Source organism: Thauera sp. WH-1 (genome assembly GCF_047806685.1).
GTDB lineage: Bacteria > Pseudomonadota > Gammaproteobacteria > Burkholderiales > Rhodocyclaceae > Thauera.
Genome location: NZ_JBLQGP010000009.1, coordinates 1 through 22,035, shown reverse-complemented (window position 1 = coordinate 22,035; position 22,035 = coordinate 1). Strand labels below are relative to the sequence as shown.

Genomic DNA, 22,035 nt, shown 5'->3' with positions numbered 1-22,035 from the left:
TTACCCGAGGCAAGGCTTCCAGCCGCGCAAAGATGACCGATACCCCGCCACCCCTGACCTTCCTGCTGTCCACCGAGTTCGGGGACAAGTTTCCGCGCAAGCTCGTCGCGCAGTATCCGCATGTGGCGCAGCGGCTCGACGACTTGTGGAACGACGGCGGGGCGCTGGCCGACTACTTCACCGAACTCCTGGTCTCCAGCCGCCCGGGGCGCAGCGGTTTCCCGCCCGAGGTCGGCGCCGAGATCCTGAGCCTGAGCCTCGCCTACGACAGGATCGGGGCGATCAAGCCGCAGTCCGCCAATCCGACCGTGGCCAAGCCGTTCAGCGGCACGCTGTGGGAGTACGAGCGCGCCATCGCCGAACTCGACCGGCTGGGCATCGCGCGCACCGTGGCCGCCTTCGTGCGCGCTGCCGAGGCCGGTGACGAGCATGTCTGCATGCTCTTCATCAGTGCCGGCTTCAGCGTCGACATGCGCGACCCGCGCCAATGGACCCCGCTGATGATCGCCTGCTTCAACGGCAGGGAGACGCTCGCGCTCGAGCTCATCCGCCTCGGCGCCAGCGTCAACGCGGAGGATGCCGACGGCTACACGCCCCTGCACTGGGCCGCATTCAACGGCTACCAGGACGTCGTCAAGCTGCTGCTGCGCAAGGGTGCCTCGGCCAACCTGACCAGCCACGCCGGCATCACGCCCATGCTGCAGGCTGCGGCCCGAGGGCACCTGAACGTGGTCGCGCAACTGCTGGCGAACAGGGGCAACCCCAACCTCATCGCCAAGGACGGCTCCAGCCCGCTGCTGAAAGCGGTCGCCAACGGCCACTACAATGTCGTGCGGCTGCTGCTCGAGGCGGGCGCATCCACCGACGTGCGCATGGCAAATGGCACGACGTTAATCCAGATTGCCGAGCAGGCAAGGGATCCACGCATCGGCGAGGCCATCGCCGAGGCCGTCCGTGCGCCGCGGGTTTCCGGCTTCTCGGCATACGGCCACGAGACCCCCTGACCGCCTTGACCACGTCGGGATGTGGGCAGCCCTGCGCCCTCTGGCGCCTCACCGCATGACAGCGCGCGGGCGCGCTGGAAGAAATGCCTATCCTTATTGCCGCGTTTCGCTCATACTGCGCCGCAGCGATCTTCAAGTCGTGTAGTTTGTTTGTCGGTTTAGTATCCGAGCATTCGGTTTTAATCCTCAAGTCATACCTCGCCGTCTTGAAACTCGCCCCATTCAGGGGGCTTTCCCCATTCTCAGGAGATTCAAGACATGGCAACAGGTACCGTCAAGTGGTTCAACGATTCCAAGGGTTTTGGCTTCATCACGCCGGAAGCCGGTGGTGATGACCTTTTCGCCCACTTCTCCGCCATCCAGGGCCAGGGTTTCAAGACCCTCGCGGAAGGCCAGCGCGTCACCTTCGACGTGACCACCGGCCCCAAGGGTCTGCAAGCGTCGAACATCCGTTCCGCCGACTGAACCGTGCTGCAGTCCTGCGCTTTGCGTGCAGGCCGGCTTCACTGATCGACACAAGGCCCGACCCAAGTCGGGCCTTGTGTTTTTTGGGCCGCGGAAATCGCTTCATGACGAAACACACGCTGCTCGAAGCGGCGGAATTCGCCTCGCCCAAGCCTCCCCATCCAGCCAGGAAGATCCAATGCCCCAGCTCATTCAACGCACTGAACTCAAGTCCTTCTACTACACGCCGGTCCATTGCCCGTTCTGCGGCGAGCGTGTGATGGGTGCAGACCCGCAGGACGAGACCCGCATCACGGCCTGCCCGCACACCCTGTTCATCGCGCACGACACGGCCTTCGAATATCGCTCGGCGCGCCTTGACGACAACCTCCAGCTCGCAGGCCTTTCGGAGCATGAAGTCGAGGCCAGATGGCGTGCGGACCAGCAGGGCATCGACGGCTTCACCGACAAGGTCCGCCTGGCCGATGCGATCAAGGTCGCCGCCTACGCGCCCGCGCCGTCCGCATACGGCTCTTACTACGGCTTTGCGCCGACCGAATAAGGCGCGCCGCGGCTGTCCGCGCGCGTGCGCGGCAGTTGCACCCACACCTCCAGCCCGCCCAGCGGGCTGTCGCCAAGCCTGATCGTGCCGCGATGCCGTTCGACGATGCGGGCCACGATCGACAGGCCCAGCCCCGCGCCCGCGCCGTTGCCGGCGCGGAAGAAGCGCTCGAAGACCTTGTCGCGCAGCGCCGGCGCCACCCCCGGGCCGCTGTCCTGCACCCGCAGCGCCACCGCCTGCGCGCCGGCCTCGAGCACCACCCGGATCCGCCCTGCGGGCGGCGTGTTGTGCACCGCGTTGCTCACCAGGTTCTGCAGCAGGATGCCCAGCGCAGGCCCATCGGCGACGAGGCGAAAGTCCCCGCCCCGCTTGGCCCCCTCATCGCGGGCGGGCGCGCCTTCCTCGGTTCTCCCCTTGCCTTCCCCGGCCTTTTCCCCGTCCGCATCCGCGACCTCGAGCGCCAGCTCCTGGTCGTGCTCGAGCGCGAGCGGGGTGAGCTCGGCCAGTTCCTGGCGCGCCAGCGCCAGCAGATCGATCCGCGCCATGTGCCGGTTGCCGGCGTCGGGCTCGAGCCGCGCCAGCGTCAGCAGCTGCGCCACCACGCGGGTGGCACGGTCGATGCCACCCTCGAGTTGGCGCAGGGCGGCATCGCGGTCAGCGCAGTCGGGCGCCTGCAGCGCGTTCTGGGCGTGGATGCGCAGCACCGCAAGCGGGGTGCGCAGCTCGTGCGCCGCGTAGGCGAGGAAGCGGCGCTCGCGCTCGAGCAGCGCGGTCACCTGCAGCAGCAGGCGGTCGAGCGAGGCCACCACCGGCTCGAGCTCCTGCGGCACGTCGTCGACCTCGAGCGGCGACAAGCGCTCGGGGTCGCGCTCCTTCAGGCGCTGCACCACGCGCGCGAGCGGGCGCAGGCCCCAGCCGATCGCCAGCCACACCAGCAGGGCGAGCAGCGGCAAGCCGACGAGATCGGGCAGCAGGCTGCGCAGGGTGATGCGGCCAACCAGCTCGCCGCGCACGTCCTGGCGTTCACCGACCACGATCCACTGGCGGTCGCGCGCGTCGCGCAGCACGAACAGGCGCCAGTCGCCATCGTCCAGCGCGACCGTGTGATAGCCGGCGAGATGCGCGCCGGGCCGCCAGGGCGCGGCGGGCGGGGGTGCCGCCCCGGCGGCGGCTGACGGCGCGTTGGGCGGCGCAGTGGGCGAAGTGACGGCCGGATCGGCTGACGAAGCGGTGGGCTGGGCGGCCGACGAAGCGCCCAGCAGGCGCGCGAGCGCGGCGACCGGCGCACTCGCCGAGCGCAGCAGGCTGGCGCCCTGGTCGTCGAGCACCACGAAGCCGAGCTTGCTCTCGTACTCATGACCCTGCAGGCGGGCCTCACCGCCCTCCTCCTCGACACCGTCCTCCCGCTTGCGGCGGTCGCCCTCGCCACCGCCCGCATTGTCGCCACGCGCGTCGCCGGCGGTCGCAGCCCCGGCTGCCGCCGCACTGCCAACCACCGCCTCGTCGAGCGCCTGCTGCAGTGCGAGCCGCGCCGCCGGCGCCATCCCGGCCGGGATCATGCCGGCGAGCAGGCGCGCCTGCTGGGCGAGTTCGGCGTCGAACAGCTCCTCGATCTCGTGGCGCGCGTCGCGGTAGCTGACCAGCGAGATCGCGCTCAGCCCCACCGCGAGCAGGCCGAGCACCAGCGCCAGCGTGCGGCTGCGGATCGAACGCATCAGGCCTTGTCCACCAGATAGCCGACGCCGCGCACGGTGCGGATCAGCTCGGGGAACAGCTTCTTGCGCAGGTGGTGGATATGCACTTCGAGCGCGTTGCTCTCGGCCTCCTCGTCCCAGCCGTACAGCACCTGCTGCAGGCGGTCGCGGGTGAGCACACGGCCGGGCTGGGCGAGCAGCTCATGCAGCAGCAGGAACTCCTTCCTCTGCAGCGCCACCGGCTGGCCGCGGTAGCTCACCTGCTGGGCGACCGGATCGAGGCTGACGTCGCGGTAGTGCAGCGCCGGCTGGGCGCGATTGACGCTGCGCCGCAGCAGCGCGCGGATGCGGGCCTTGAGCTCGTCGACGTCGAAGGGCTTGACCAGGTAGTCGTCGGCGCCGGCATCCAGCCCGGCGATGCGGTCGGCGGTGGCGTCGCGCGCGGTCAGCACCAGCACCGGGGTCGGGTTGGCGGTGGCGCGCAGCCGGCGCAGCACCTCGAGCCCGTCCATGCGCGGCAGGCCGAGGTCCAGGATCGCGAGGCCGAAGTCCTCATGGGTGAGCGCATGCAGCGCGCTGGCGCCGTCGTGCGCCCAGTCCACGGTGTAGTGCTCGGGCTTGAGCGCGACGCGGATGCCTTCGCCCAGGGCCTCGTCGTCCTCGACCAGCAGGATGCGCATCGGGGGTGTTCCTCCTTGGGGGGTATTTGACGCCTTCGGCGGCGAGCGTACCAGCCTCGCGCGCAGCGACGCGCGCGTTGCGTGGGAGCGGGCTTGCCCGCGAAAGTGACGCTTGATCTGGCGACATTCGCGGGCAAGCCCGCTCCCACAGACCGTTGCTCCTACAGACCGTTGCTCCCCGGGGCGCCAGGCGCGCGGCTTCTCGGTGCGGGCTCAGCCGCGGCCGCCCTCGGCCTGCGCCGCGGCGAAGCGCTTCACCGTGGGCAACTGCTTGCGCAGCGCGCGATCGACGACCCGGGGCAGCAGCCGGTTCAGGCGCACGAAGAGCTTCTCCGGCCAGCCGAGCGCGCGCTCGGGCGCTTCGTCGCGCAGGGCCTGCACGATCTGCGCCGCGACCTGCTGCGGCACGTCCATCGCCACGCCCAGCGCGGCGTTCATCGCCACCACGGCGTCGGCGTTCATCGTGGTTTGCGTGGCGCGCGGCGCCAGGTAGAGCACGCGGATACCGCTGTCGGCGAGCTCGCGGCGCAGCGCCTCGGCAAAGCCGCGCAGGCCGAACTTGCTCGCGCTGTAGGCGCTGAAGCCGGGAAAGCCGATGGTGCCGAAGGTCGAGCCGACGAACATCAGCAGCGCGCGCCGCGGCTGGCGCAACAGCGGCAGCAGGCGGCGGGTGAGCTGCATCGGCACCAGCAGGTTCACCGTGAGCTGCTGCGCGAGGGCGGCGTCGTCCTGCTGCTCGAGCAGGCCGAAGCGATTCACCCCCGCAGCCTGGATCACGCAATCGACCCCGCCCCAGGCCTGCGCGGCGGCGGCCACCGCGTCGAGCCTGGCCGCATCGGCGAGGTCGGCGGCAACGTGGCGCACCTGGCCCGGAAAGCGCGCCATGAGCGCAGCGAGCGAGCCCGGGTCGCGCCCCACCGCCAGCACCTCGGCACCGGCCGCGCACAGCTGCTCGACCAGCGCCTGGCCGATGCCGCCGCTGGCGCCGGTGAGCAGCACCTTGCAGTTCGCAAGCTCCATCGCCTTCGCCCTCATTGCGCCAGCGGCAGGCTGCGGAACATGTCGCCATAGAGGCGATACACCACGCGCGCGGTGTGCACCACGGCCTCGCGGTCGGCGTCGTCGTCGAGCCGGTTCATCAGCCCCTCGAAGAAGCGGATGTGCTCCTGGTCGAGGCTGCCGTGCGAGTTGAGGTAGCTGAAGGCCGCCGGCGGCAGGCCGAGGCTGCCGCGGATCGCGCTCGCGGCGCGGGTGGCGAGCGCGATGCTGGTGCCCTCGAGCACATTGACCATGCCGAAGAAGCTCACCGGGTTGTGGCGGGCGATGCGGTCGTAGACGTAGGACACCATCAGCTCGGTCGGCAGCGCCGGCTGGCCGTGGCGCACCGCGTCGGGGTCGGCGCCGCAGGCGGCGAGGTCATTGAGGATCCACTCCTGGTGGCCCAGCTCTTCCTCGATGTACTCGGCGATCGCGCTGCGCAGCCACTCGTGGCGCTCGGGCAGGCGGGCGCCGCAGGCCATCAGCAGCGGCACGGTGTGCTTGACGTGGTGGTAGGCCTCGGTGAGGAAGGCGACATAGGTATGGCGCGGCAGCGTGCCCGCCACCGCGTGGTGCAGCACCGGGGCGGCGAGCAGATAGTCGCGTTCGGCGGCGGTGCGGTCCTGCAGGATCTGGAAGAAAGTCATGCGTCGATCTCGTTTTCAAGAGGAAGGAAGGGGGCGGGGTCGCCCGGATCCGCCAGGACGTCCAGCTCAGCGCAGGCGGCGATGCGCGCCAGGTAGCGCTCGGCGAGCGCCGCGCGGCGCAGGCGGCCGTTGGCGGTGAGCAGGCCGTTGGCCGGGGTGAAGGGCGCGTCGGCGCGCAGCCAGCGCTGCACCCGGGCGTAGTCGGGCAGCACGGCGTTGGCCGCCGCGATCGCCGCGTCGATCTCGGCATCGGCGCAGTCGGCGTGGCGCGGCACGATCACCGCGACGTTGGCGGCGAGCGCCTCACCATGCACCCAGGCCTGGGCGATCGGCGCCTGCTCGGCGAGCTCCGCCTCCACCCATTCCGGATTGACGTTGCGCCCGAAGGCGGTGACGAACTGGTGCTTCTTGCGCCCGTGCAGGACCAGGAAGCCGTCGTCGACGTGGCCGAGATCGCCGGTCGGCAGCCACTCGCCGGCAGGCGCCGGCTCGCCGAGGTAGCCGAGCATACGCGCGCCGCGCACCTCGACCTCGCCATCGGCGGCGAGGCGTATCGCGGCGTGCGCGAGCGGACGGCCGACGGTGCCGATGCGGCACGCACCCGGCGTATTCACGCACACCACCGAGGCGCATTCGGACAGGCCGTAACCCTCGAAGGCCGGGATGCCGAGCACCTGGGCGCGGCGCAGCAGCGCGGGCGCCACGCGTGCGCCGCCGACGGCGGCGAAGCGCAGGCTGAACGGACGCGCGGCGCCCTGCTCCACCGCGGCGACCAGCGCGAGCAGCAGCTGCGGCAGCAGGATCACGCTGTGCGGCTGGCGCGCATGCAGCGTCCCCATGAAGCGCACCACATCGAAACCGCTGGCGCCGGCGAGGCCGAGCGCAGCCTGCGGCAGCAGGTCGACGCAGGCGCCGGCCAGCACGGCCGCATACACGCCGCCGACGTTCTCGAGCAGCGTGGCCAGCGGCAGCACGCACAGGTGGCGTTCGACGCCGCAGGCGGTGCTGACCGCGGCCAGGCTCCTGGCCACCGCGAGCTGGGCGGCGGCGTCCAGGCACACGCCCTTGGGCTGGCCGGTGGTGCCGGAGGTGTAGGTGATCTTGACGGTGCCGGCGGGCAAGACCGGGACCGAACGCGGTGTGCGGCGGAAGAGGCGCGCCCCTACCGCACCGGCCTCGGCTTTGCGCTCGCTGTCCGACGCACCGGTCTCAGCCGGCCCGGTTTCCGCCGACCGATACGTCCCTGCCCAGCCCGCCGCCACCGCCACAAAACCCTCGACGCGCGCCGCCACCGCCGGGTCGCCGATCAGCGTGTCGATGCCGGCGCTGTTGAGCACATGGGCCTGCTGCTGCGGCGAGAAGAAGCCGGGCACCGGCACGCACACCCGCCCGCTGGCGAGCAGCGCCAGATCCCAGGCCACCCAGTCGGCGCCGTTGTCGAGCGCCAGCGCCACGCGCTGCGCACCGAGGGCATCGAGCGCGGCACGCCGGGCCTGGACCTCGGCCAGCACTCGCTGCCCGCTCCATTCGAGCGCCGCATCGCGCAGCGCAATGCGCTCGCCGTAGCCCGCGAGCGCCGCCCACAGCGCCTCAGCTGCACAAGCCATGCATCGCCTCCTGCGCACCGAAATGGCGATAGGTGCCGGCCGTGGCCAGCGCGCGATCGGCGCCCGGCACTTCGGCCACCATCACCTGCGGGCGGTTGTCGTAATAGGTGCCCCACTCTGCGCGCCACTGCTCGTGATCGACGCCCAGGCGCGACGGGTCGGCCGATGCCAGCCGATGGAGCGCGATGCCGAGGCGGCGAAAGCTGTTGATCAGCGCCGGCGTGCCGGTGAAGCCCGCCCAGCGCACGCCCTCGGCGGCAAGCAGGCGGGTGAGCGCGACGATCAACAGGCGCGACAGGCCGGCGCCGCGCGCGGCCAGGTTGCCGACCTCGACCACGTCGGCGCGCGCCACCGTCATGCCGGCGCGGGCGGCGATCAGGTCCTCGATCGGCTCGTCGAGATAGCGCTCGAGGAACAGCGGCTGCACCACCGCGCTGCGGCAGCCGACCGCGCCGTGCAGGCTGCCGTCGTCGGCCTCGAGGCCGAACAGGCAGGGCATGAAGTGGCGCACGTCGGCCTGGTAGTGCGCGGCGAAGCGCTCACGGATGAAGCCCTGCACCGCCGTGCGGCGCGCGGCATCGGCAGGGACGAGGTGAAGGCTGCGCGGCACGGGCGACAGGGCGGCGTCGCGCGCAGAGGGGTGGTCGAGCCACGGCAGATCCATGCTTGTTCGATCCCGATGTGTGAAACCGGGGTCGATGCTGCCGGGAGAGGCTTAAGCGGACCTTAAGCGCAGAGCCTGAACACATAGCTCCACGCCGACGTCCTGCCGAGAGAAGATCTCGATAAAGACTTTGTCATGAGCAAGACGATCGACCAATTGGTGGCCCGAGGTGGTGGCCCGAGGTGGTGGCCCGAGGGCGTGCGTCCTTGGGGCGCAAGGATGGCGTCACGGACAAGTGGGGGCTGGCGGCGATCGATGTGGGCGTGCCCCGCAGCCTCGCCACCGCGACGTATTGGGCCGTGGCTTGGGTGGTGTCGGCCCGACGACCGGCTCGGTCCACCGACTGATCGCGGCGACGCGCACGCCCGGATCCGGCGCCCGTGCGACGGGGAGCGGCTGCAGCGGCGCTCATTCGGACTTCGGCTCCACCACCTTCCAGATCTCTTTCATGCGCGCGGTGAAGCGCCCCGGATCGGCGATCAGCGGCGGCTCGACCGGCGCGGCGAGGGCTTTCGCGGCATCGGCCCGCCTCGTCTCGCCCAGGCTCCTGCGCACCACGTCGTCGATCACGGTGAACACGAAAGTGCGCACCTGCTGGTTGAAGATGTCGTTGTGGTCGGCCATCACCGATTCATCGGTCTTGATGAAGTACAGCGGATAGTTCGCCGGCAGCGGGCCGATCGCAGGCTGGCCGGACAGGGTCGTCCAGCCCTTGGGCGTGCAGTGTTCGGGCACCGCGTCGCAGCGCGTCATCTCGAAGCTCACCGCCGCGCCCTGCCCGCTCGCATGCAGGCGATGGGTCAGGAAGGGCGCGAAGTTGCCCGCCGTGGTGGCGTCGAGATGGCGCTCGCGCAGCGGCAGCGACTGGTCCGGCGCCCTGCGGTCGTGGTAGTAGGAACGCTGCAGGTCGGCTTGCCTCCACGTCGCCAGCCCGACCGTCTGGCCCGCCGGGAAGGCGTAATGCGTGGCCGAGTCGGCGTCTGAGCTGATCGAGATGAAAAGCGGCAGCTGGTCCCGCGCGTACGGCCGCTGCAGCGCCGCCTCCACGAAGGGCAAAGCCTGGTTGGCCTCGATCGCCGGGTTGAGCACCAGCACGCCGTCCCCGAAGACCCGCGCACGCTCGTCTTCCGCCCGGTTGGTCACGCGCTCGGTGATCAGGTCGGAGAGCGCACGCACCACGATTGCACCCCCGAAGCTATGGCCGACCACCACCATCACGTTGCGCGCCTCGTCAGCCGTGATCCGGTCGAGGTCGAGCAGCAGGCGGGTCACCCCGCCGCTCCCGAGTTCCTCCGCCACCGCTTTGCGATCCCAGAAGGTCAGCTCTTTCAGGAGCGGCAGCTCGATGCTCGCACCGCGCCAGCCAACATAGACGCCCACGAGGCGACGCGAACCCAGCGCCGTCCCGGCGAAGGAAGTGCCGAGCACACCCGTCATCGTCTCCAGGGATTTCTTGAAGCTGAGGACGTTCGGATCGTCCTCGCTGGCGTTGTGCTTCCAGCCATGTACGAACACGATCAGCACCACGCCGTCCTTACGCGCCTTGGCTGCGATCCTCGCTAGCACGGCCTGTACCCTCCCGTCGTCGAAGGCATTGCCGCGCTCGCTGAACTCCGCGAAGGCAAGATCGAAGCGCTCGAACTCCTGGTAGGCGCTGCTGCGGCACGCCGGCGAACCGGGGTCTGTCCTGCACGCCCCGCCATCTTCCGACGCGGTGTGATAAGGCGCGTTCGACGCACACGCGGCCGTGAGGCACGCGCCGAGGGCGCCGAGCATGCGTTTACCGATCGAAGTCCTGCCTTCCGGGTCCATGACTGCCTCCCTATAAGCACGGCCGAGGGCCGGCCGGTGCAGTCTGTTCGATCTCCTTTTCTTGAGCTTAGAAACCGGTGAGCCACCTGTCCAGTCGATGAGGGCGGCGCACTTCCGCGGGTCAACTTGGAAGCGCGCTGGCATGGCAATCACGCGTGAGCCTCCACCTTATTGGCATAGGGAAGCGGAAGGGCGCGCCCCAATTGCATGCAGGAGACCTGATCATGTCCGACATGAAGTCCTCGCCCGTCATGTGGGACCTGATCGCCAACTTCGTCGTCGACGGCCACAGCGAAATCGCCGACACCCAGCCCGTGCAGCAGCGCCGCCGCTCGAGCGCCGATTGTCCCCGGGTGAGGCCGATGAAGGCCGGGATCGCCCCGAACGGGTTGATCAGCGCGGCCAGCGTGATGAAGATCTTGGCGAATTCCATGCGATGCACTCCGGGCGGGCCGGAAGAGTGCAGCCCGCCGTTGTCGCGCGCCGCGCAGACTACGCTGCCGCCCGGGCGGGCGGCAAATCGGCGCCTTCGGGGTGGACGATCGCGGCTCGCGTTTCTATGGTGAAGGCATGCACGCCCCGCCGACCGCCGCAGGGGATGGAGGATCGCTGATGGCACAGCAAGGCCCTGAAGGACCCGCTTCGACCCGCGCCGAGCGCCCCGCCGAGGCTGCGTATCCCGCCGTTGATGAGGCGGCGCCGTTCGCCCCCCTGCCGAGCGTACTCGGCGTGCAGGATCCCGTCCCGGCGCGGCAGGCGGCGCCGACGCTGTCCTTCCGCCGCAAGCGCGCGGTCGACATCCCCTGGGGCGAGATCCTGCAGCACCTGGCGCCGAGCGGGGAGATCTCGATCGCCGCGCTGCGCGAATACTTCGAGCGCGCCTGGGGCCTCAGCGCGCCGCCCACCGAAACGCAGCTGACCGAACTGTGCAGTGGCGCGGGGGCGCAGATCGTGCGCGTGGTGCCTGCGCCACCGCCCCCGCCCGCGCCGGATGCCGATCCGCCCACGCAGGTCGCGCGCGTGTTCTACCGCACCGACCTCGCCAACCCCCAGGCACCCGGTGGCGCGCAGCTCACCTGGGCGGCGGACGACACGCCGCCCTCGGACATCGCCCTGCAGCACACCAGTGGGCGCTGGTACCTGCTGCAGCCGCGCGCGGGCGAGGTGCTGCGCTTTGACAGCTTCGTCACCACCGAGGGCTATGAGGCCGGCTGGGCGCAGGTCGAGGGCGCGGACCTGGTGTTCGCGTCGCCGGACGAGGCGAAGACGGCCTTCACCGAATACACCGAGGCCGACCTGCGCCCGGCGATCATCCAGCGCTGCTTTCGCGAACTGCTGCAGCAGCGCGACTTCGCCGCCAAGGTCGCGGAAGAAGTGGGCAAGGCCACCACGCGCTCGATCGAGCAGATCATCGCGCAGAGCCTGGACATCGACGCCGTCGAGCGCCTGCAGACCGAGTCGCTGCGCCTGCAGATGCGCCAGTACGACGTCGATCGCCGGCTCGAGCGCCTGGTGTCGCAGGCCGCGGACCTCGGCTTCTACCTGTTTCTCGAGGACCAGAAATTCAAGTTCCCGGACGGCAAGGACGTCGACGTCAAGGCGGGCGAGATCTACCGCCAGTTCCGCCGCGAGGCGCGGTGGACCACGCGTCACGCACGCACCGTGTACGAGCCGAAGAAGTTCCTGTTCATCCGGGTCGGCACCAACACGCGCACCGTGTTCGACGAGCGAGCGCACACCCAGGTGGTGGCGGACTACGAGAAGGTCGACACCTCGCGCGACGCGGTGGCCGACATGCAGACCGCGCTGCGCCAGACAGGCAAGGCCGTGTTCGTCTTCCACCGCGACCCGGAGGGCTTCGTCACCGCCGACGGCACCCGCCTGCGCACCGTCATGGAGCAGTGCGACGCGAGCGAAGCCTTCCGCCAGCGCTGCGTGGTGATGCTGCCGGTGTTCGAGGACTCGATCACCGGGCGCTCGGCGCTGGTCAAGTACAGCGTGTTCAAGCACCCGCTGCCGGGCGTCACCGCCACCGTGCTGCCGCGGCTGTCGCTGCTCGAGGGCCTGTCCTACCGCATGAGCTGGCAGGGCAGCCACGTCGGTGAGCTGGTCAGCAGCATCAACCTCGCTCCGGGCGAGCAGCGCACCGTGACCGTGTCGCGCAACTTCACCCAGGAGACCACGGTGAGCCGCTCGGCCACCTCGGTGTTCGACCTCAGCCGCAGCGACAGCAAGGACCTGAGCAGCGAGATGGAGGACCAGACCCGCGCCGAGCAGGAGCGCTCGAGCGAGATGAAGCTCTCCACCTCGGTGTCCGGCAGCTACTTCGGCGTCACCGCCGAGGCCAGCGCCAGCGCCGGCACCAGCACCTCGCTGAAGAACTTCTGCCAGGCGGTGAGCAAGGTGGCGAAGAAGGCCTCGCAGGCGGTCAACCAGCACTCGCGCGAGGAGGTGTCCACCACCTCCAGCACCAAGAGCACGGTCGAGAACCGCGACCAGACCAGCGCTACCATCCGCAACATCAACGAGGGGCGCACCCTCAACCTGATGTTCCACCGCCTGTACAACCGCCACGAAGGCGGCATCTTCCTCGACGAGCTGGCCTTCGAGGTGGTACCCGGGGTGGAGATCATCGCCGGCAGCGGGGTCTATGAATCGAGCCGCTTCGGTATCGGCGACCTGCACGCGGTGGTGCAGGAGTTCCGCGCCGCCCGCCTGCCCTTCGACCTGTCCGACGACGCCCGCGGCGCCTGCCTGGCGCGGGTCATCGACGCCCTCGAGGCGCTGGTGACGACCGAGTACGCCCGGCCGCGGGCGTACCGCCTGCTGGCCAGAGGGCTGCGTGACGAGGCGGACGAGGTGGGGACGGGCGGCATTGAGCGCACCGTGGTCGATGATCGCGCGCCCGACGCCGACGCCGAAATGGACACGGGCGGCGACTCCTCGGTCGGCCTGCTGACCCTGGGCTGGGCTCCGGGCGCCCGCGGCGGATTTCTAGGCGCCACCGACGACGCGCCCGCCGAGAACGCCGACACGGCGCTCGCGCAGCGCGTCGCCAAGCTGGCCGCCGAGCTGCGCGGGGCGACGATCGACCGTGCCACGCCGATCGAGCCCGCGACGCTGCTGCTCGCCTCGGGCGGGCTCTACCTGGATGCGGTGGTGGGCGCGCGGCCGAGCACCGAGCCCTATTCCGAAGACATGCGCGCGCAGGAAGTCGCGCTGCGCGCAGCCGAAGTCGAGGCCAGGCAGGCGGCGAGCCTCTACCAGCGCGCACTGGCCGCCTACGTGCAGCAAGGCGGCACGCCCCCGCTGGCGAGCGTGAGTGGCGTCACGCTGACGATCGCCAGCCCTGAGAACCGCGGATGAAGGCCTCCGAGTTCCGCACGCTGCTCGGCAGCGCCGCCGGGCTGGCCGACCAGTTGAGCCACATGGACGGTATCGCCAGCGCGGACATGGCGCGCACGATCGAGTTGCTCGAGGCCACGCTCGCGGTGCTGGCGCCCTACACCCGCCCCGGCGGCGGGGGCATGCTCGAGATGGACATCCCCGCCTACCAGGGCGAGGACCGCGGCGGCACGCCGGCCTTCATGCGCGACGTCGCGCTCGACCTGCTCAATGTGGCCACGGTGCTCGAGCGCGCGCGCGAGGCCTACTGGGCCCTGGAGGCACCGGACGACCCCGCAGCCGACAAGGACAAGCCGGCTCCAGCGTCCGAGGCCGCCGCCCAGCGCGCCCGTCCCGAGCTGCGCTTTCCCCGCGAGGCGCGCACCAACTACACCGCCGAGGAGATGCAGAAGGTGCAGAAGCTGTTCCGCTTCCTGTACTCGAAGCGCGCCTACGCCAGGGTCAAACAGGGCGGTATCTGGCGGCGTGCCCTGCGCGCAGGCCGGCTGGGCGGCGACTGCAAGGACATCGTCACCCTGTCGCGCACCAACCTGCTGGCGCTGCGCCGCCAGCTCAAGCCGATGTCGCGCGCGGAACAGGACCTCTACGTCGCGCTCTTCACCCTGCCCTTCCGCCTCAAGCACACCACCGCCTCGCAACACCGCGCAGCCATCGCCAACGTCGGCATGCTGTGGTCGCTGCAGCGGCTGCAGGACTGGTTCGTGTTACCGAGCTCGCAATTCACCACCGCCTCGGACAAGTACCAGAAGGCCGACGACGACTTCGTCTTCTTCCGCATGGAAGTCGGCGAGGACGCCGTCGACACACGCTACGGCGACTTGCAGTTCGTGTTCAAGGCGAGCCAGGTCTTCGCGGACGGCTGGGTGACGCTGCACGACATGCTGGCGCCGATCGACTCGCAGACCCTGCAGACCCTGCGCCTGAAGTTCGCGCCCGACACCGTGGTGCGGCGCTCGCGCTACCTCGACGACAAGCACTGGTGGCACACCGAGTGGGAGCATGCCCCTTGCGACCCCGCCGCGCCCGACACCCCGGCGCGACGGGTGCACATCCTCGACGAGGTGTTCTACGGCCCCGACATCCGCGAAGGCCTGGTGCGCGCCATCCTGCGCGACCTGCGCGAAGTGCCCACCCTGCAGCAGGAGGCCTTCGAGCACTGCGGCGACGTCGCCTACCTGCGCTGGCTGTTGAGCGTGCTCTACCGCCTCGAGGCCAAGTACCCGTCGAGCTTCCGCTTCAGCGCCGAGACCCTGGTACGCGAGCACCACAAGCCCGCGGCGCAGGTGCCGGCGCTCAAGGCCGCGGTCTGAGGGCTCGCCAGAAGCGGCAATGCGGTCGGGCATTCCCGCCCGATCAAAGTCGAGGATCTCGCCGAATTTGGCCCTTCAAGAGTGACGTAAGATGAAGCCCATCTAAAAAACGCTGAACCGCTGAACAAGAGGAGGCGCATACCTCATGAACGCAATCACACGCATCGAAGCCCGCAGCGCCGACCTGGGCGAGGGCATGCTGGTGCGCCGCTTCCTGCCCAGCCGTCAGCAGCGGATGGTGGGGGCGTGGTGCTTCCTCGACCATGCCGGGCCGGTACGCTTTGCCCCCGGCAAGGGCATGCACGTCGGCGCCCATCCGCACATCGGCTTGCAGACCTTCACCTGGCTGATCGAGGGCGAGGTGATGCATCGCGACAGCCTGGGCAACGCGCAGATCATCCGCCCCGGGCAGGTGAACCTGATGACGGCCGGCCACGGCATCGCCCACACCGAGGACTCGCTGCACGATGGACAAGCCCTGCATGCGGCGCAGCTCTGGATCGCCCTGCCGCCCGAGGCGGAAGCCTGCGCGCCGGACTTCGCCCACCACCCCGACCTGCCGCAATGGCAGGAAAACGGCGCCCGCCTGACGCTGCTGGCGGGCACGCATGCCGGCAGGACTGCGCCGACGCGGCTGTATTCCCCGCTCCTCGGCCTCGACATCGCCTGCGACGACGCCACCGCGCTGCACCTGGCGCTGAACCCGGACTTCGAGTACGGAATGCTGCCGCTGGTCGGCGAAGCCGGGATCGAGAACGAAACCGTGCGCGCGGACGAGTTCGCCTACCTCGGGCGCGGGCGCGACGCGCTGCATCTCACTCTGAGCGCGGGCACCCGGCTGCTTGTGCTCGGCGGCGAACCCTTCGCGGAGCCGGTGCTGATGTGGTGGAACTTCGTCGGCTGGACGAAGGCGACGATCGCCGAGGCGCAGGCCGAATGGGAACGAGGGGAACAGGGCGAACCGCGCAGCGCCCGTTTCGGCCCGGTGGGCGACGGCCAGGCGCCTCGCCTCATGCCGCCCCCCTTGCCGTGGCGCGTTACCGAATAGGGGATGCCGGCTCGCGCGAGGCGTTGAATTCGCTGTGCCGCACGCCGGTGCCGGCGCTCATCATCTGCACGTCGCCCGGGCGGATCACCGAGCCGGTGCCCATCGAGTCCTTGTGTTCGAGCGCGCCCTCGAGGACATACGAAAAGATCTCCATGTCGCGGTGGCCGTGGGTGTCGAAACCGCGCCCCGGACGCACGCGGTCCTCGTTGATCACCAGCAGGTCGGAGAAGCCCATGTGCTGCGGGTCGTCGTAGCTGCCGAAGGAGAAGCTGTGCTGCGAATGCAGCCAGCCGAAGTCGGCGAGGCCGCGGGCTGCGGCGCGTCGGAGCTCCATGGTTTCCATGTCCTGCCGGTATGAAGGCCTGCATGCGCGGGCGCCGCACTGCGGCGGCGCCCGGCTTGATACGCGCGCTTAGTTCTGGATCGCTTCGATCGAGACGGTGATGGTGACCTCGTCGCCGACGTAGGGCGCGTGCTTGCCGGCGTTGAACTCGCTGCGCTTGATCACCGTGCTGGCGTTGGCGCCGATGGCGTCCTTCTTCAGCATCGGGTGCGGCATGTTGGCGAAGTGGCTCACCGTCAGCGTCACCGGCTTGGTCACGCCCTTGATGGTGAGCTCACCGTCGATGGTGGCGGGCTTGTCGCCGTCGAAGGTCACCTGGGTCGACTTGAAGGTGGCGGTCGGGTACTTCGCGGTGTCGAGGAAGTCCTCGCCCTGGATGTGGCCGTTGAAGGTCTCGTAGCCGGTGTTGACCGAGGTCATGTCGATGGTGATGTCGACCGCGCCGGTCTTCGCTTCCTTGTCCAGCGTGACGGTGCCGCTGCTGCGCTCGAACTTCGAGATCTGCGTCGACAGGCCGAAGTGGTTGTACGAGAAGTTGGCGAAGGTGTGGGTGGGGTCGACGTTGTAGGTCTCGGGCGCCGCGAACGCGGAGGTCGTGGCGCTGGCGGCGATGATCAGGGCGGCGGAGAGCTTGGCGATACGGTTCATGAGTCAATCCTCTTGAGGTTGGGGGGATGCAGAAATGAAGGGGTGTTAGCGACGGAAGGGGGATGGCGACGCGGTGGCTCAGCGGGCCGCGGCGGTGATGCGGAACTTGATGAGCACGTCGTTGGCGACGACGTCGAAGGCCTTCCAGGCGCCCTCGCCGATCGAGAAGTCGCCGCGCTGGATGTTGAGGCTGCCCTCGAACACGCCGGTGTCACCCTCGGGGGTGAAGGTGGCCGGGACGACGACGTCCCTGGTCGTGCCCTTGATCGTGAGCGTGCCGGCGACCTCGTACTGGTTGCCGCCGAGCGCCTTCACCGCGGTGGATTCGAAGCGGGCGGTGGGGAAGTCCGCCGTGTTGAACCAGGTCTTGCGTGCCACCTCCTCGTTGCCATCGGGCAGGCCGGTGTCGACGCTGGCGAGCTCGACCTCGATCGCGGCCCTGGCCGAATCGACCGCAGCGGGATCGAAGCGGAGTTCGCTGCTGAACGTGCCGAAACGCCCTTCCATCGACACGCCCATCTGCTGATAGCCGAAGGTGATCTGGCTCTTGTCAGCCAGCACCTCGCTGTACTCGAGCGCGTGGGCGGCAGACGTGGCGAGGGCGAGGGTCGACAACAGGGCGAGCGCGAAGCGTTTCATGATGGGGCGTCCTTTGAGGTTCTGTGGGCTTGCGTCAGTCGGCAGGGCCACAAGCGGGCCTGCGATCGACACCAAGCACGATCAATGGAACTGCTATGGCTGGACTTTAGACGCATCTGGCGTAGCGAAATAGGCGACAGGTGGAAAAATTTCATTGCCAAAAACGCAACAATGACCAGGCCGACTGCGCCCGCCATGCAGTTGTCGCAGCTCGCCACCGCCTCAGCGGGCGCGCAGCGCTGCCGGGGAAACGGGGATAATGGCGCCCGATTCGCGTTGAGCGCCCTTTCAGGATTCCCCGATGGAAATCAAGGTCAATTTTCTGGACAAGCTTCGTCTCGAAGCCAAATTCGATGACTTCACGGTCATCGCCGATCAGCCCATCCGCTACAAGGGCGATGGCTCTGCGCCCGGCCCGTTCGATTACTTTCTGGCTTCGTCGGCCTTGTGTGCGGCCTACTTCGTGAAGCTGTACTGCGACACGCGCAACATCCCCACCGACAACATCCGCCTGTCGCAGAACAACATCGTCGATCCGGAGAACCGCTACAAGCAGGTCTTCAAGATCCAGATCGAGCTGCCGGCCGACATTTCCGACAAGGACCGCCAGGGCATCCTGCGCTCGATCGAGCGCTGCACCGTGAAGAAGGTGGTGCAGACCGGGCCGGCGTTCGTGATCGAGGAAGTGGAGAACCTGGACGCCGATGCCCAGGCCCTGCTGACGCTGAATCCGGATCCGGACGCCCACACCTACATCCTCGGCAAGGATCTGCCGCTGGAGCAGACGATCGCCAACATGTCGAAGGTGCTGGCGGACCTGGGCATCAAGATCGAGATCGCGTCGTGGCGCAATCTGGTGCCGAACGTGTGGTCGCTGCACATCCGCGATGCGCATTCGCCGATGTGCTTCACCAACGGCAAGGGCGCGACCAAGGAAAGCGCGCTGGCCTCCGCCCTGGGCGAGTACATCGAGCGGCTAAATTTCAACCACTTCTACAACGACCAGTTCTGGGGCGAGGACATCGCCAACGCGCCCTTCGTGCATTACCCGAACGAGCGCTGGTTCAAGCCCGGCCGCAAGGATGCGCTGCCCGCCGGGCTGCTCGACGAGTATTGCCTTGGAATCTACGACCCCGAGGGCGAGCTGCGCGCCTCGCATCTCGTCGACACCAACTCCGGCAACATCGAACGCGGCATCTGCGCCCTGCCCTATGTACGCCAGTCGGACGGCGCGGTGGTGTATTTCCCGACCAACCTCACCGACAACCTCTTCCTCAGCAACGGCATGAGCGCCGGCAACACGCTGGCCGAGGCGCAGGTGCAGTGCCTGTCGGAGATCTTCGAGCGCGCGGTGAAGCGCGAGATCATCGAAGGCGAGATCGCGCTGCCCGACGTACCGGCCGACGTGCTGGCGAAGTATCCCGGCATCGTCGCCGGCATCGAGGAGCTGGAGCGCCAGGGCTTCCCGGTGCTGGTGAAGGATGCGTCGCTGGGCGGGCTGTATCCGGTGATGTGCGTCACCCTGATGAACCCGCGCACGGGCGGCGTGTTCGTGTCGTTCGGCGCGCACCCGAGCATGGAGGTGGCGCTCGAGCGCAGCCTGACCGAACTGCTGCAGGGGCGCAGCTTCGAGGGCCTGAACGACCTGCCGCCGCCGACCTTCGAGACCGCGGTCGTCACCGACCCGCACAACTACGTCGAGCACTTCATCGATTCCAGCGGCGTGGTGTCGTGGCGCTTCTTCAGCGCGCGCGCCGATCACGACTTCGTCGAGTGGGACTTCTCCGGCCACGGCCACGACACCAAAATGAGCTCCAACGCCGCCGAGGCCGCGACCCTGTTCGGCATCCTCGCGGAGATGGGCAAGGAGGCGTACATGGCAGTGCACGACCAGCTCGGCGCCATCGCCTGCCGCATCCTGGTGCCGGGCTATTCCGAGGTCTATCAGGTCGACGACCTGATCTGGGACAACACCAACAAGGCGCTGCGCTTCCGCGACGACATCCTGAACCTGCACCGCCTCGACGACGACGCGCTGGAGGCCTTGCTCGACCGCCTGGAAGAGAGCGAGCTCGACGATTACACCGACATCATCACGCTGATCGGCATCGAGTTCGACGAGAACACGGTGTGGGGCCAGCTGACGATTCTGGAATTGAAGCTGCTGATCCACCTCGCCCTGCAGCAGTTTGAAGAGGCCAAGGAGCGCGTCGAAGCCTTGCTGCAATACAACGAGAACACCGTCGAGCGCGGATTGTTCTATCAGGCCTTGAATGTGGTGCTGGAGGTGGTGCTGGACGACGAACTGGAACTGGATGATTACGTGGCCAATTTCCGCCGCATGTTCGGCACGGAGCGGATGGACGCGGTACTGGGGTCGGTCGACGGCCGCGTGCGCTTCTTCGGCCTCACGCCGACGAGCATGAAGCTGGAAGGTCTGGACCGACACCAGCGCCTGATCGACAGCTACAAGAAGCTGCACAAGGCACGGGCCGCGCACGCACCGACGGCGCCTGCGACGAAAGCACTTAGGGAAGCTCTGATCTATTCAGAGCCTGTAAAATACTGAAGTCATAAACCGCGCTGCCACCATGAAGCAAACGACCTTCGCCTCGCTGGCTTTCGAACGGAAGAAGAAACAGACGCGCCGGGAGCGCTTCCTGGCCGAGATGGAGAAGGTCGTGCCTTGGGCAGCGCTGCTGGCAGTAATCGAGCCGCACTACCCGACGACGGGCCGACGCGGGCGTCCGCCGATGCCGCTTGCGACGATGCTGCGAATCTACTTCATGCAGCAGTGGTACGCGCTGTCGGATCCGGCGATGGAAGATGCGCTCTACGAGGTCGAGTCGATGCGCCGCTTTGCTGGGCTGGACCTCACCGACGACGCGATGCCCGACGAGACGACGATCCTCAAGTTCCGCCACCTGCTCGAGAAGCATGCGCTGACCGGGCAGATGATGAACATCATCAACGACACCCTTGAACAGCGCGGGCTGCTTCTCAAGGGCGGCACGATGGTCGACGCCACGATCATCCATGCGCCCCCCTCGACGAAGAACCGGGACAAGCAGCGCGACCCCGAGATGCATCAGACCAAGAAGGGCAACCAGTGGTACTTCGGCATGAAGGTCCACGTGGGTGCCGACGTCAATTCCGGGCTCGTGCATACCGTATCCGTGACGCCTGCCAACGTCTCGGACATCAACCAGTTGCCGCACCTGGTGCGTGAAGATGACCGGGCGGTGTTCGGCGACAAGGGCTACGTGAACAACAAGCTCAAGCGTCTGGTCCGCAAGGCGGGCCTGTTCTGGGGCGTCTCGCTCAAGGCCAGCAAGCAGCACCCGCTGACCGAGGCGAACAAGCGCTTCAACCACAAGATGTCCTCGATCCGTGCTCGGGTCGAGCACGTGTTTCGCGTCATCAAGCGCCAGTTCGGCTACACGAAGGTGCGCTACAAGGGGATCGCGAAGAACGCCGCACAGGTGTTCTCGCTGATCGGTTTGACCAATCTCTATCTTGCGAGGCGCGCCTTGATGAGTTGACGGGCGAAATCCGCCCGCTGCGTCCGAAAACGGGCGCTCGGGGGCTGAAAGGCCTCGAAAAACAGCGGTAGGCGCGGAAAAATCGATCATCGGAGTCAGCGGAAGCGGTTGGCTTGGGTGAGCGCGCTCAGAACATCAGTTGATCAGGGATTCCTTAGCTGAACAGTCGTCGATCCCACGCCACGGGCTCTGGCGTGCTCACCCTGAGTCTCGCAAACTCCGGATGCACAGGGTTCACGACGGCGTTGAAGTCCAGCCTAGCAGGCACGGACGGCACGACAAGCACCAGGCTGCGGCGCGATGCGAGCCAATCGTCGCCAAAGCCGCGCGACCCCAGCCTTGAGCGCACCTTTGGGCAGGCCTTCGGCGACCTGCTCATCGAGCTCGCGTCATCGGCGCCTGCGCAGTGGATCGAGCAGTCCGACCAGGTCGTTATGGTCGAGCTCGTGCATCAACGCCAACAGCTGGCCGAGTTGCCCTGGCGGGAACCCTTGTCGCGCGAACCACGCAAGATAGTGCCCGGGCAGGTCGGCAATGATCCGCCCCTTGTACTTTCCGAAGGGCATCTCACGCGTCACGAGCAATTCGAGAAGTTCAGGACTCATCGGCCCTCTTCCTTTCGACACCATCACTTACCGGCCGCGGCGTCTGCCGCCCCGCGCCAACTGGATCATCCCCCTGGACTCAGCCTCCGCGACGAGCGTACGGTGAGACTCGTCCCCCTGCATGCCTCCCCTCGGCTAGACACCTACAATGCGGGCATCGTCACCAGCGGCCCGCACGGCATCAACACCGCCTGACCTGTAGCTCGCCATCCGCCTCGACTCGCGATCAATGGCAGCTATGCGGATGCGGTTTCCAATAGCGGCAGCCGGCCATCAGGAGACATAGCGGCTGAGAAATTTCCTCCAACGCGAACGGCGGGTAACCGATCTGGGACTGGTCATC

At 68.3% G+C, this 22,035-nt stretch carries 21 protein-coding genes; 9 read left to right on the top strand and 12 right to left on the bottom strand.

Annotated elements, in window-relative coordinates:
- Positions 1–32: 32 nt before the first annotated feature.
- From ACMV5O_RS10575 to ACMV5O_RS10565, 3 genes are all read left to right on the top strand, one after another.
- Positions 33–1,004, top strand: a complete 972-nt coding sequence (locus ACMV5O_RS10575) for an ankyrin repeat domain-containing protein (protein ID WP_416163425.1) — start codon at positions 33–35, stop codon at positions 1,002–1,004.
- Between the two features lie 258 nt (positions 1,005–1,262).
- Positions 1,263–1,469, top strand: a complete 207-nt coding sequence (locus tag ACMV5O_RS10570; RefSeq protein WP_416163424.1) for a cold-shock protein — start codon at positions 1,263–1,265, stop codon at positions 1,467–1,469.
- A gap of 178 nt (positions 1,470–1,647) precedes the next feature.
- The gene (locus tag ACMV5O_RS10565) at positions 1,648–2,010 is read left to right on the top strand and encodes a hypothetical protein (RefSeq protein WP_416163423.1); all 363 of its coding nucleotides are present in this window, start codon (positions 1,648–1,650) and stop codon (positions 2,008–2,010) included.
- Here ACMV5O_RS10565 and ACMV5O_RS10560 read toward each other — a convergent pair.
- The 7 genes from ACMV5O_RS10560 to ACMV5O_RS10530 all read right to left on the bottom strand — a co-directional run bounded on the left by ACMV5O_RS10560 (position 1,986) and on the right by ACMV5O_RS10530 (position 10,152).
- Positions 1,986–3,725 (bottom strand): ATP-binding protein, encoded by a 1,740-nt coding sequence (locus tag ACMV5O_RS10560; RefSeq protein ID WP_416163422.1) that lies wholly within the window; start codon positions 3,723–3,725, stop codon positions 1,986–1,988. The genes ACMV5O_RS10565 and ACMV5O_RS10560 overlap by 25 nt on opposite strands.
- Positions 3,725–4,384 (bottom strand): response regulator transcription factor, encoded by a 660-nt coding sequence (locus ACMV5O_RS10555; protein WP_345794212.1) that lies wholly within the window; start codon positions 4,382–4,384, stop codon positions 3,725–3,727. The genes ACMV5O_RS10560 and ACMV5O_RS10555 overlap by 1 nt, the downstream gene beginning before the upstream one ends.
- Before the next feature lie 213 nt (positions 4,385–4,597).
- Positions 4,598–5,404 (bottom strand): SDR family oxidoreductase, encoded by an 807-nt coding sequence (locus tag ACMV5O_RS10550; RefSeq protein ID WP_416163421.1) that lies wholly within the window; start codon positions 5,402–5,404, stop codon positions 4,598–4,600.
- Positions 5,405–5,415: 11 nt separating this feature from the next.
- Positions 5,416–6,069 carry a TenA family transcriptional regulator gene (locus tag ACMV5O_RS10545; protein WP_416163420.1) on the bottom strand — a complete coding sequence of 218 codons (654 nt, stop codon included), beginning with the start codon at positions 6,067–6,069 and terminating at the stop codon, positions 5,416–5,418.
- A complete protein-coding gene (locus tag ACMV5O_RS10540) occupies positions 6,066–7,676 on the bottom strand; it encodes an AMP-binding protein (protein ID WP_416163419.1) in 1,611 nt (536 codons plus the stop codon). Before ACMV5O_RS10540 ends, ACMV5O_RS10545 begins: the two co-directional genes overlap by 4 nt.
- A complete protein-coding gene (locus ACMV5O_RS10535) occupies positions 7,660–8,340 on the bottom strand; it encodes a thermostable hemolysin (RefSeq protein ID WP_416163418.1) in 681 nt (226 codons plus the stop codon). The genes ACMV5O_RS10540 and ACMV5O_RS10535 overlap by 17 nt, the downstream gene beginning before the upstream one ends.
- A gap of 408 nt (positions 8,341–8,748) precedes the next feature.
- The gene (locus ACMV5O_RS10530) at positions 8,749–10,152 is read right to left on the bottom strand and encodes an alpha/beta fold hydrolase (RefSeq protein WP_416163417.1); all 1,404 of its coding nucleotides are present in this window, start codon (positions 10,150–10,152) and stop codon (positions 8,749–8,751) included.
- A gap of 224 nt (positions 10,153–10,376) precedes the next feature.
- On the opposite strand from ACMV5O_RS10530, the gene ACMV5O_RS10525 reads away from it, so the two are divergent.
- From ACMV5O_RS10525 to ACMV5O_RS10510, 4 genes are all read left to right on the top strand, one after another.
- On the top strand, positions 10,377–10,718 hold the full coding sequence (locus ACMV5O_RS10525) for a hypothetical protein (RefSeq protein WP_416163416.1): 342 nt from the start codon (positions 10,377–10,379) through the stop codon (positions 10,716–10,718).
- 46 nt (positions 10,719–10,764) lie between these two features.
- Positions 10,765–13,518: a hypothetical protein gene (locus ACMV5O_RS10520; protein WP_416163415.1), complete on the top strand. Its 2,754-nt coding sequence runs from the start codon at positions 10,765–10,767 to the stop codon at positions 13,516–13,518.
- A complete protein-coding gene (locus tag ACMV5O_RS10515; RefSeq protein WP_416163414.1) occupies positions 13,515–14,867 on the top strand; it encodes a hypothetical protein in 1,353 nt (450 codons plus the stop codon). The genes ACMV5O_RS10520 and ACMV5O_RS10515 overlap by 4 nt, the downstream gene beginning before the upstream one ends.
- A gap of 145 nt (positions 14,868–15,012) precedes the next feature.
- Complete coding sequence (locus ACMV5O_RS10510; protein ID WP_416163413.1) at positions 15,013–15,915, top strand: pirin family protein; 903 nt, start codon at positions 15,013–15,015, stop codon at positions 15,913–15,915.
- Here the strand turns inward: ACMV5O_RS10510 and ACMV5O_RS10505 are convergent.
- The 3 genes from ACMV5O_RS10505 to ACMV5O_RS10495 form a co-directional block, all read right to left on the bottom strand.
- Positions 15,905–16,249 (bottom strand): pirin family protein, encoded by a 345-nt coding sequence (locus ACMV5O_RS10505; RefSeq protein WP_416163412.1) that lies wholly within the window; start codon positions 16,247–16,249, stop codon positions 15,905–15,907. The genes ACMV5O_RS10510 and ACMV5O_RS10505 overlap by 11 nt on opposite strands.
- A gap of 78 nt (positions 16,250–16,327) precedes the next feature.
- Positions 16,328–16,906, bottom strand: coding sequence for a YceI family protein (locus tag ACMV5O_RS10500; protein ID WP_416163411.1), 579 nt, complete (start codon positions 16,904–16,906; stop codon positions 16,328–16,330).
- Positions 16,907–16,984: 78 nt separating this feature from the next.
- Positions 16,985–17,545 (bottom strand): YceI family protein, encoded by a 561-nt coding sequence (locus tag ACMV5O_RS10495; protein ID WP_416163410.1) that lies wholly within the window; start codon positions 17,543–17,545, stop codon positions 16,985–16,987.
- Positions 17,546–17,846: 301 nt separating this feature from the next.
- Between ACMV5O_RS10495 and ACMV5O_RS10490 the strand changes: the two genes are divergently transcribed.
- Both ACMV5O_RS10490 and ACMV5O_RS10485 read left to right on the top strand, forming a co-directional pair.
- Positions 17,847–20,114, top strand: coding sequence for an OsmC domain/YcaO domain-containing protein (locus tag ACMV5O_RS10490; RefSeq protein WP_416163409.1), 2,268 nt, complete (start codon positions 17,847–17,849; stop codon positions 20,112–20,114).
- 22 nt (positions 20,115–20,136) lie between these two features.
- A complete protein-coding gene (locus ACMV5O_RS10485; RefSeq protein WP_416163408.1) occupies positions 20,137–21,087 on the top strand; it encodes an IS5 family transposase in 951 nt (316 codons plus the stop codon).
- A 154-nt stretch (positions 21,088–21,241) separates the two neighbouring features.
- Here ACMV5O_RS10485 and ACMV5O_RS10480 read toward each other — a convergent pair whose 3' ends face one another.
- Both ACMV5O_RS10480 and ACMV5O_RS10475 read right to left on the bottom strand, forming a co-directional pair.
- On the bottom strand, positions 21,242–21,466 hold the full coding sequence (locus ACMV5O_RS10480) for an RES family NAD+ phosphorylase (protein WP_416163407.1): 225 nt from the start codon (positions 21,464–21,466) through the stop codon (positions 21,242–21,244).
- 10 nt (positions 21,467–21,476) lie between these two features.
- Complete coding sequence (locus ACMV5O_RS10475) at positions 21,477–21,692, bottom strand: DUF3820 family protein (RefSeq protein WP_416163406.1); 216 nt, start codon at positions 21,690–21,692, stop codon at positions 21,477–21,479.
- Positions 21,693–22,035 lie beyond the last annotated feature (343 nt).

What these genes read in the sequence shown, in the direction of transcription:
- ACMV5O_RS10550 (WP_416163421.1), bottom strand. Translation starts at nt 5,404, where the DNA reads ATGGAGCTTGCGAACTGCAAGGTGCTGCTCACCGGCGCCAGCGGCGGC.
- ACMV5O_RS10475 (WP_416163406.1), bottom strand. Translation starts at nt 21,692, where the DNA reads ATGAGTCCTGAACTTCTCGAATTGCTCGTGACGCGTGAGATGCCCTTC.
- ACMV5O_RS10545 (WP_416163420.1), bottom strand. Translation starts at nt 6,069, where the DNA reads ATGACTTTCTTCCAGATCCTGCAGGACCGCACCGCCGCCGAACGCGAC.
- ACMV5O_RS10505 (WP_416163412.1), bottom strand. Translation starts at nt 16,249, where the DNA reads ATGGAGCTCCGACGCGCCGCAGCCCGCGGCCTCGCCGACTTCGGCTGG.
- ACMV5O_RS10535 (WP_416163418.1), bottom strand. Translation starts at nt 8,340, where the DNA reads ATGGATCTGCCGTGGCTCGACCACCCCTCTGCGCGCGACGCCGCCCTG.
- ACMV5O_RS10510 (WP_416163413.1), top strand. Translation starts at nt 15,013, where the DNA reads ATGAACGCAATCACACGCATCGAAGCCCGCAGCGCCGACCTGGGCGAG.
- ACMV5O_RS10495 (WP_416163410.1), bottom strand. Translation starts at nt 17,545, where the DNA reads ATGAAACGCTTCGCGCTCGCCCTGTTGTCGACCCTCGCCCTCGCCACG.
- ACMV5O_RS10490 (WP_416163409.1), top strand. Translation starts at nt 17,847, where the DNA reads ATGGAAATCAAGGTCAATTTTCTGGACAAGCTTCGTCTCGAAGCCAAA.
- ACMV5O_RS10540 (WP_416163419.1), bottom strand. Translation starts at nt 7,676, where the DNA reads ATGGCTTGTGCAGCTGAGGCGCTGTGGGCGGCGCTCGCGGGCTACGGC.
- ACMV5O_RS10500 (WP_416163411.1), bottom strand. Translation starts at nt 16,906, where the DNA reads ATGAACCGTATCGCCAAGCTCTCCGCCGCCCTGATCATCGCCGCCAGC.
- ACMV5O_RS10575 (WP_416163425.1), top strand. Translation starts at nt 33, where the DNA reads ATGACCGATACCCCGCCACCCCTGACCTTCCTGCTGTCCACCGAGTTC.
- ACMV5O_RS10480 (WP_416163407.1), bottom strand. Translation starts at nt 21,466, where the DNA reads ATGAGCAGGTCGCCGAAGGCCTGCCCAAAGGTGCGCTCAAGGCTGGGG.
- ACMV5O_RS10485 (WP_416163408.1), top strand. Translation starts at nt 20,137, where the DNA reads ATGAAGCAAACGACCTTCGCCTCGCTGGCTTTCGAACGGAAGAAGAAA.
- ACMV5O_RS10525 (WP_416163416.1), top strand. Translation starts at nt 10,377, where the DNA reads ATGTCCGACATGAAGTCCTCGCCCGTCATGTGGGACCTGATCGCCAAC.
- ACMV5O_RS10520 (WP_416163415.1), top strand. Translation starts at nt 10,765, where the DNA reads ATGGCACAGCAAGGCCCTGAAGGACCCGCTTCGACCCGCGCCGAGCGC.
- ACMV5O_RS10560 (WP_416163422.1), bottom strand. Translation starts at nt 3,725, where the DNA reads ATGCGTTCGATCCGCAGCCGCACGCTGGCGCTGGTGCTCGGCCTGCTC.
- ACMV5O_RS10515 (WP_416163414.1), top strand. Translation starts at nt 13,515, where the DNA reads ATGAAGGCCTCCGAGTTCCGCACGCTGCTCGGCAGCGCCGCCGGGCTG.
- ACMV5O_RS10570 (WP_416163424.1), top strand. Translation starts at nt 1,263, where the DNA reads ATGGCAACAGGTACCGTCAAGTGGTTCAACGATTCCAAGGGTTTTGGC.
- ACMV5O_RS10565 (WP_416163423.1), top strand. Translation starts at nt 1,648, where the DNA reads ATGCCCCAGCTCATTCAACGCACTGAACTCAAGTCCTTCTACTACACG.
- ACMV5O_RS10530 (WP_416163417.1), bottom strand. Translation starts at nt 10,152, where the DNA reads ATGGACCCGGAAGGCAGGACTTCGATCGGTAAACGCATGCTCGGCGCC.
- ACMV5O_RS10555 (WP_345794212.1), bottom strand. Translation starts at nt 4,384, where the DNA reads ATGCGCATCCTGCTGGTCGAGGACGACGAGGCCCTGGGCGAAGGCATC.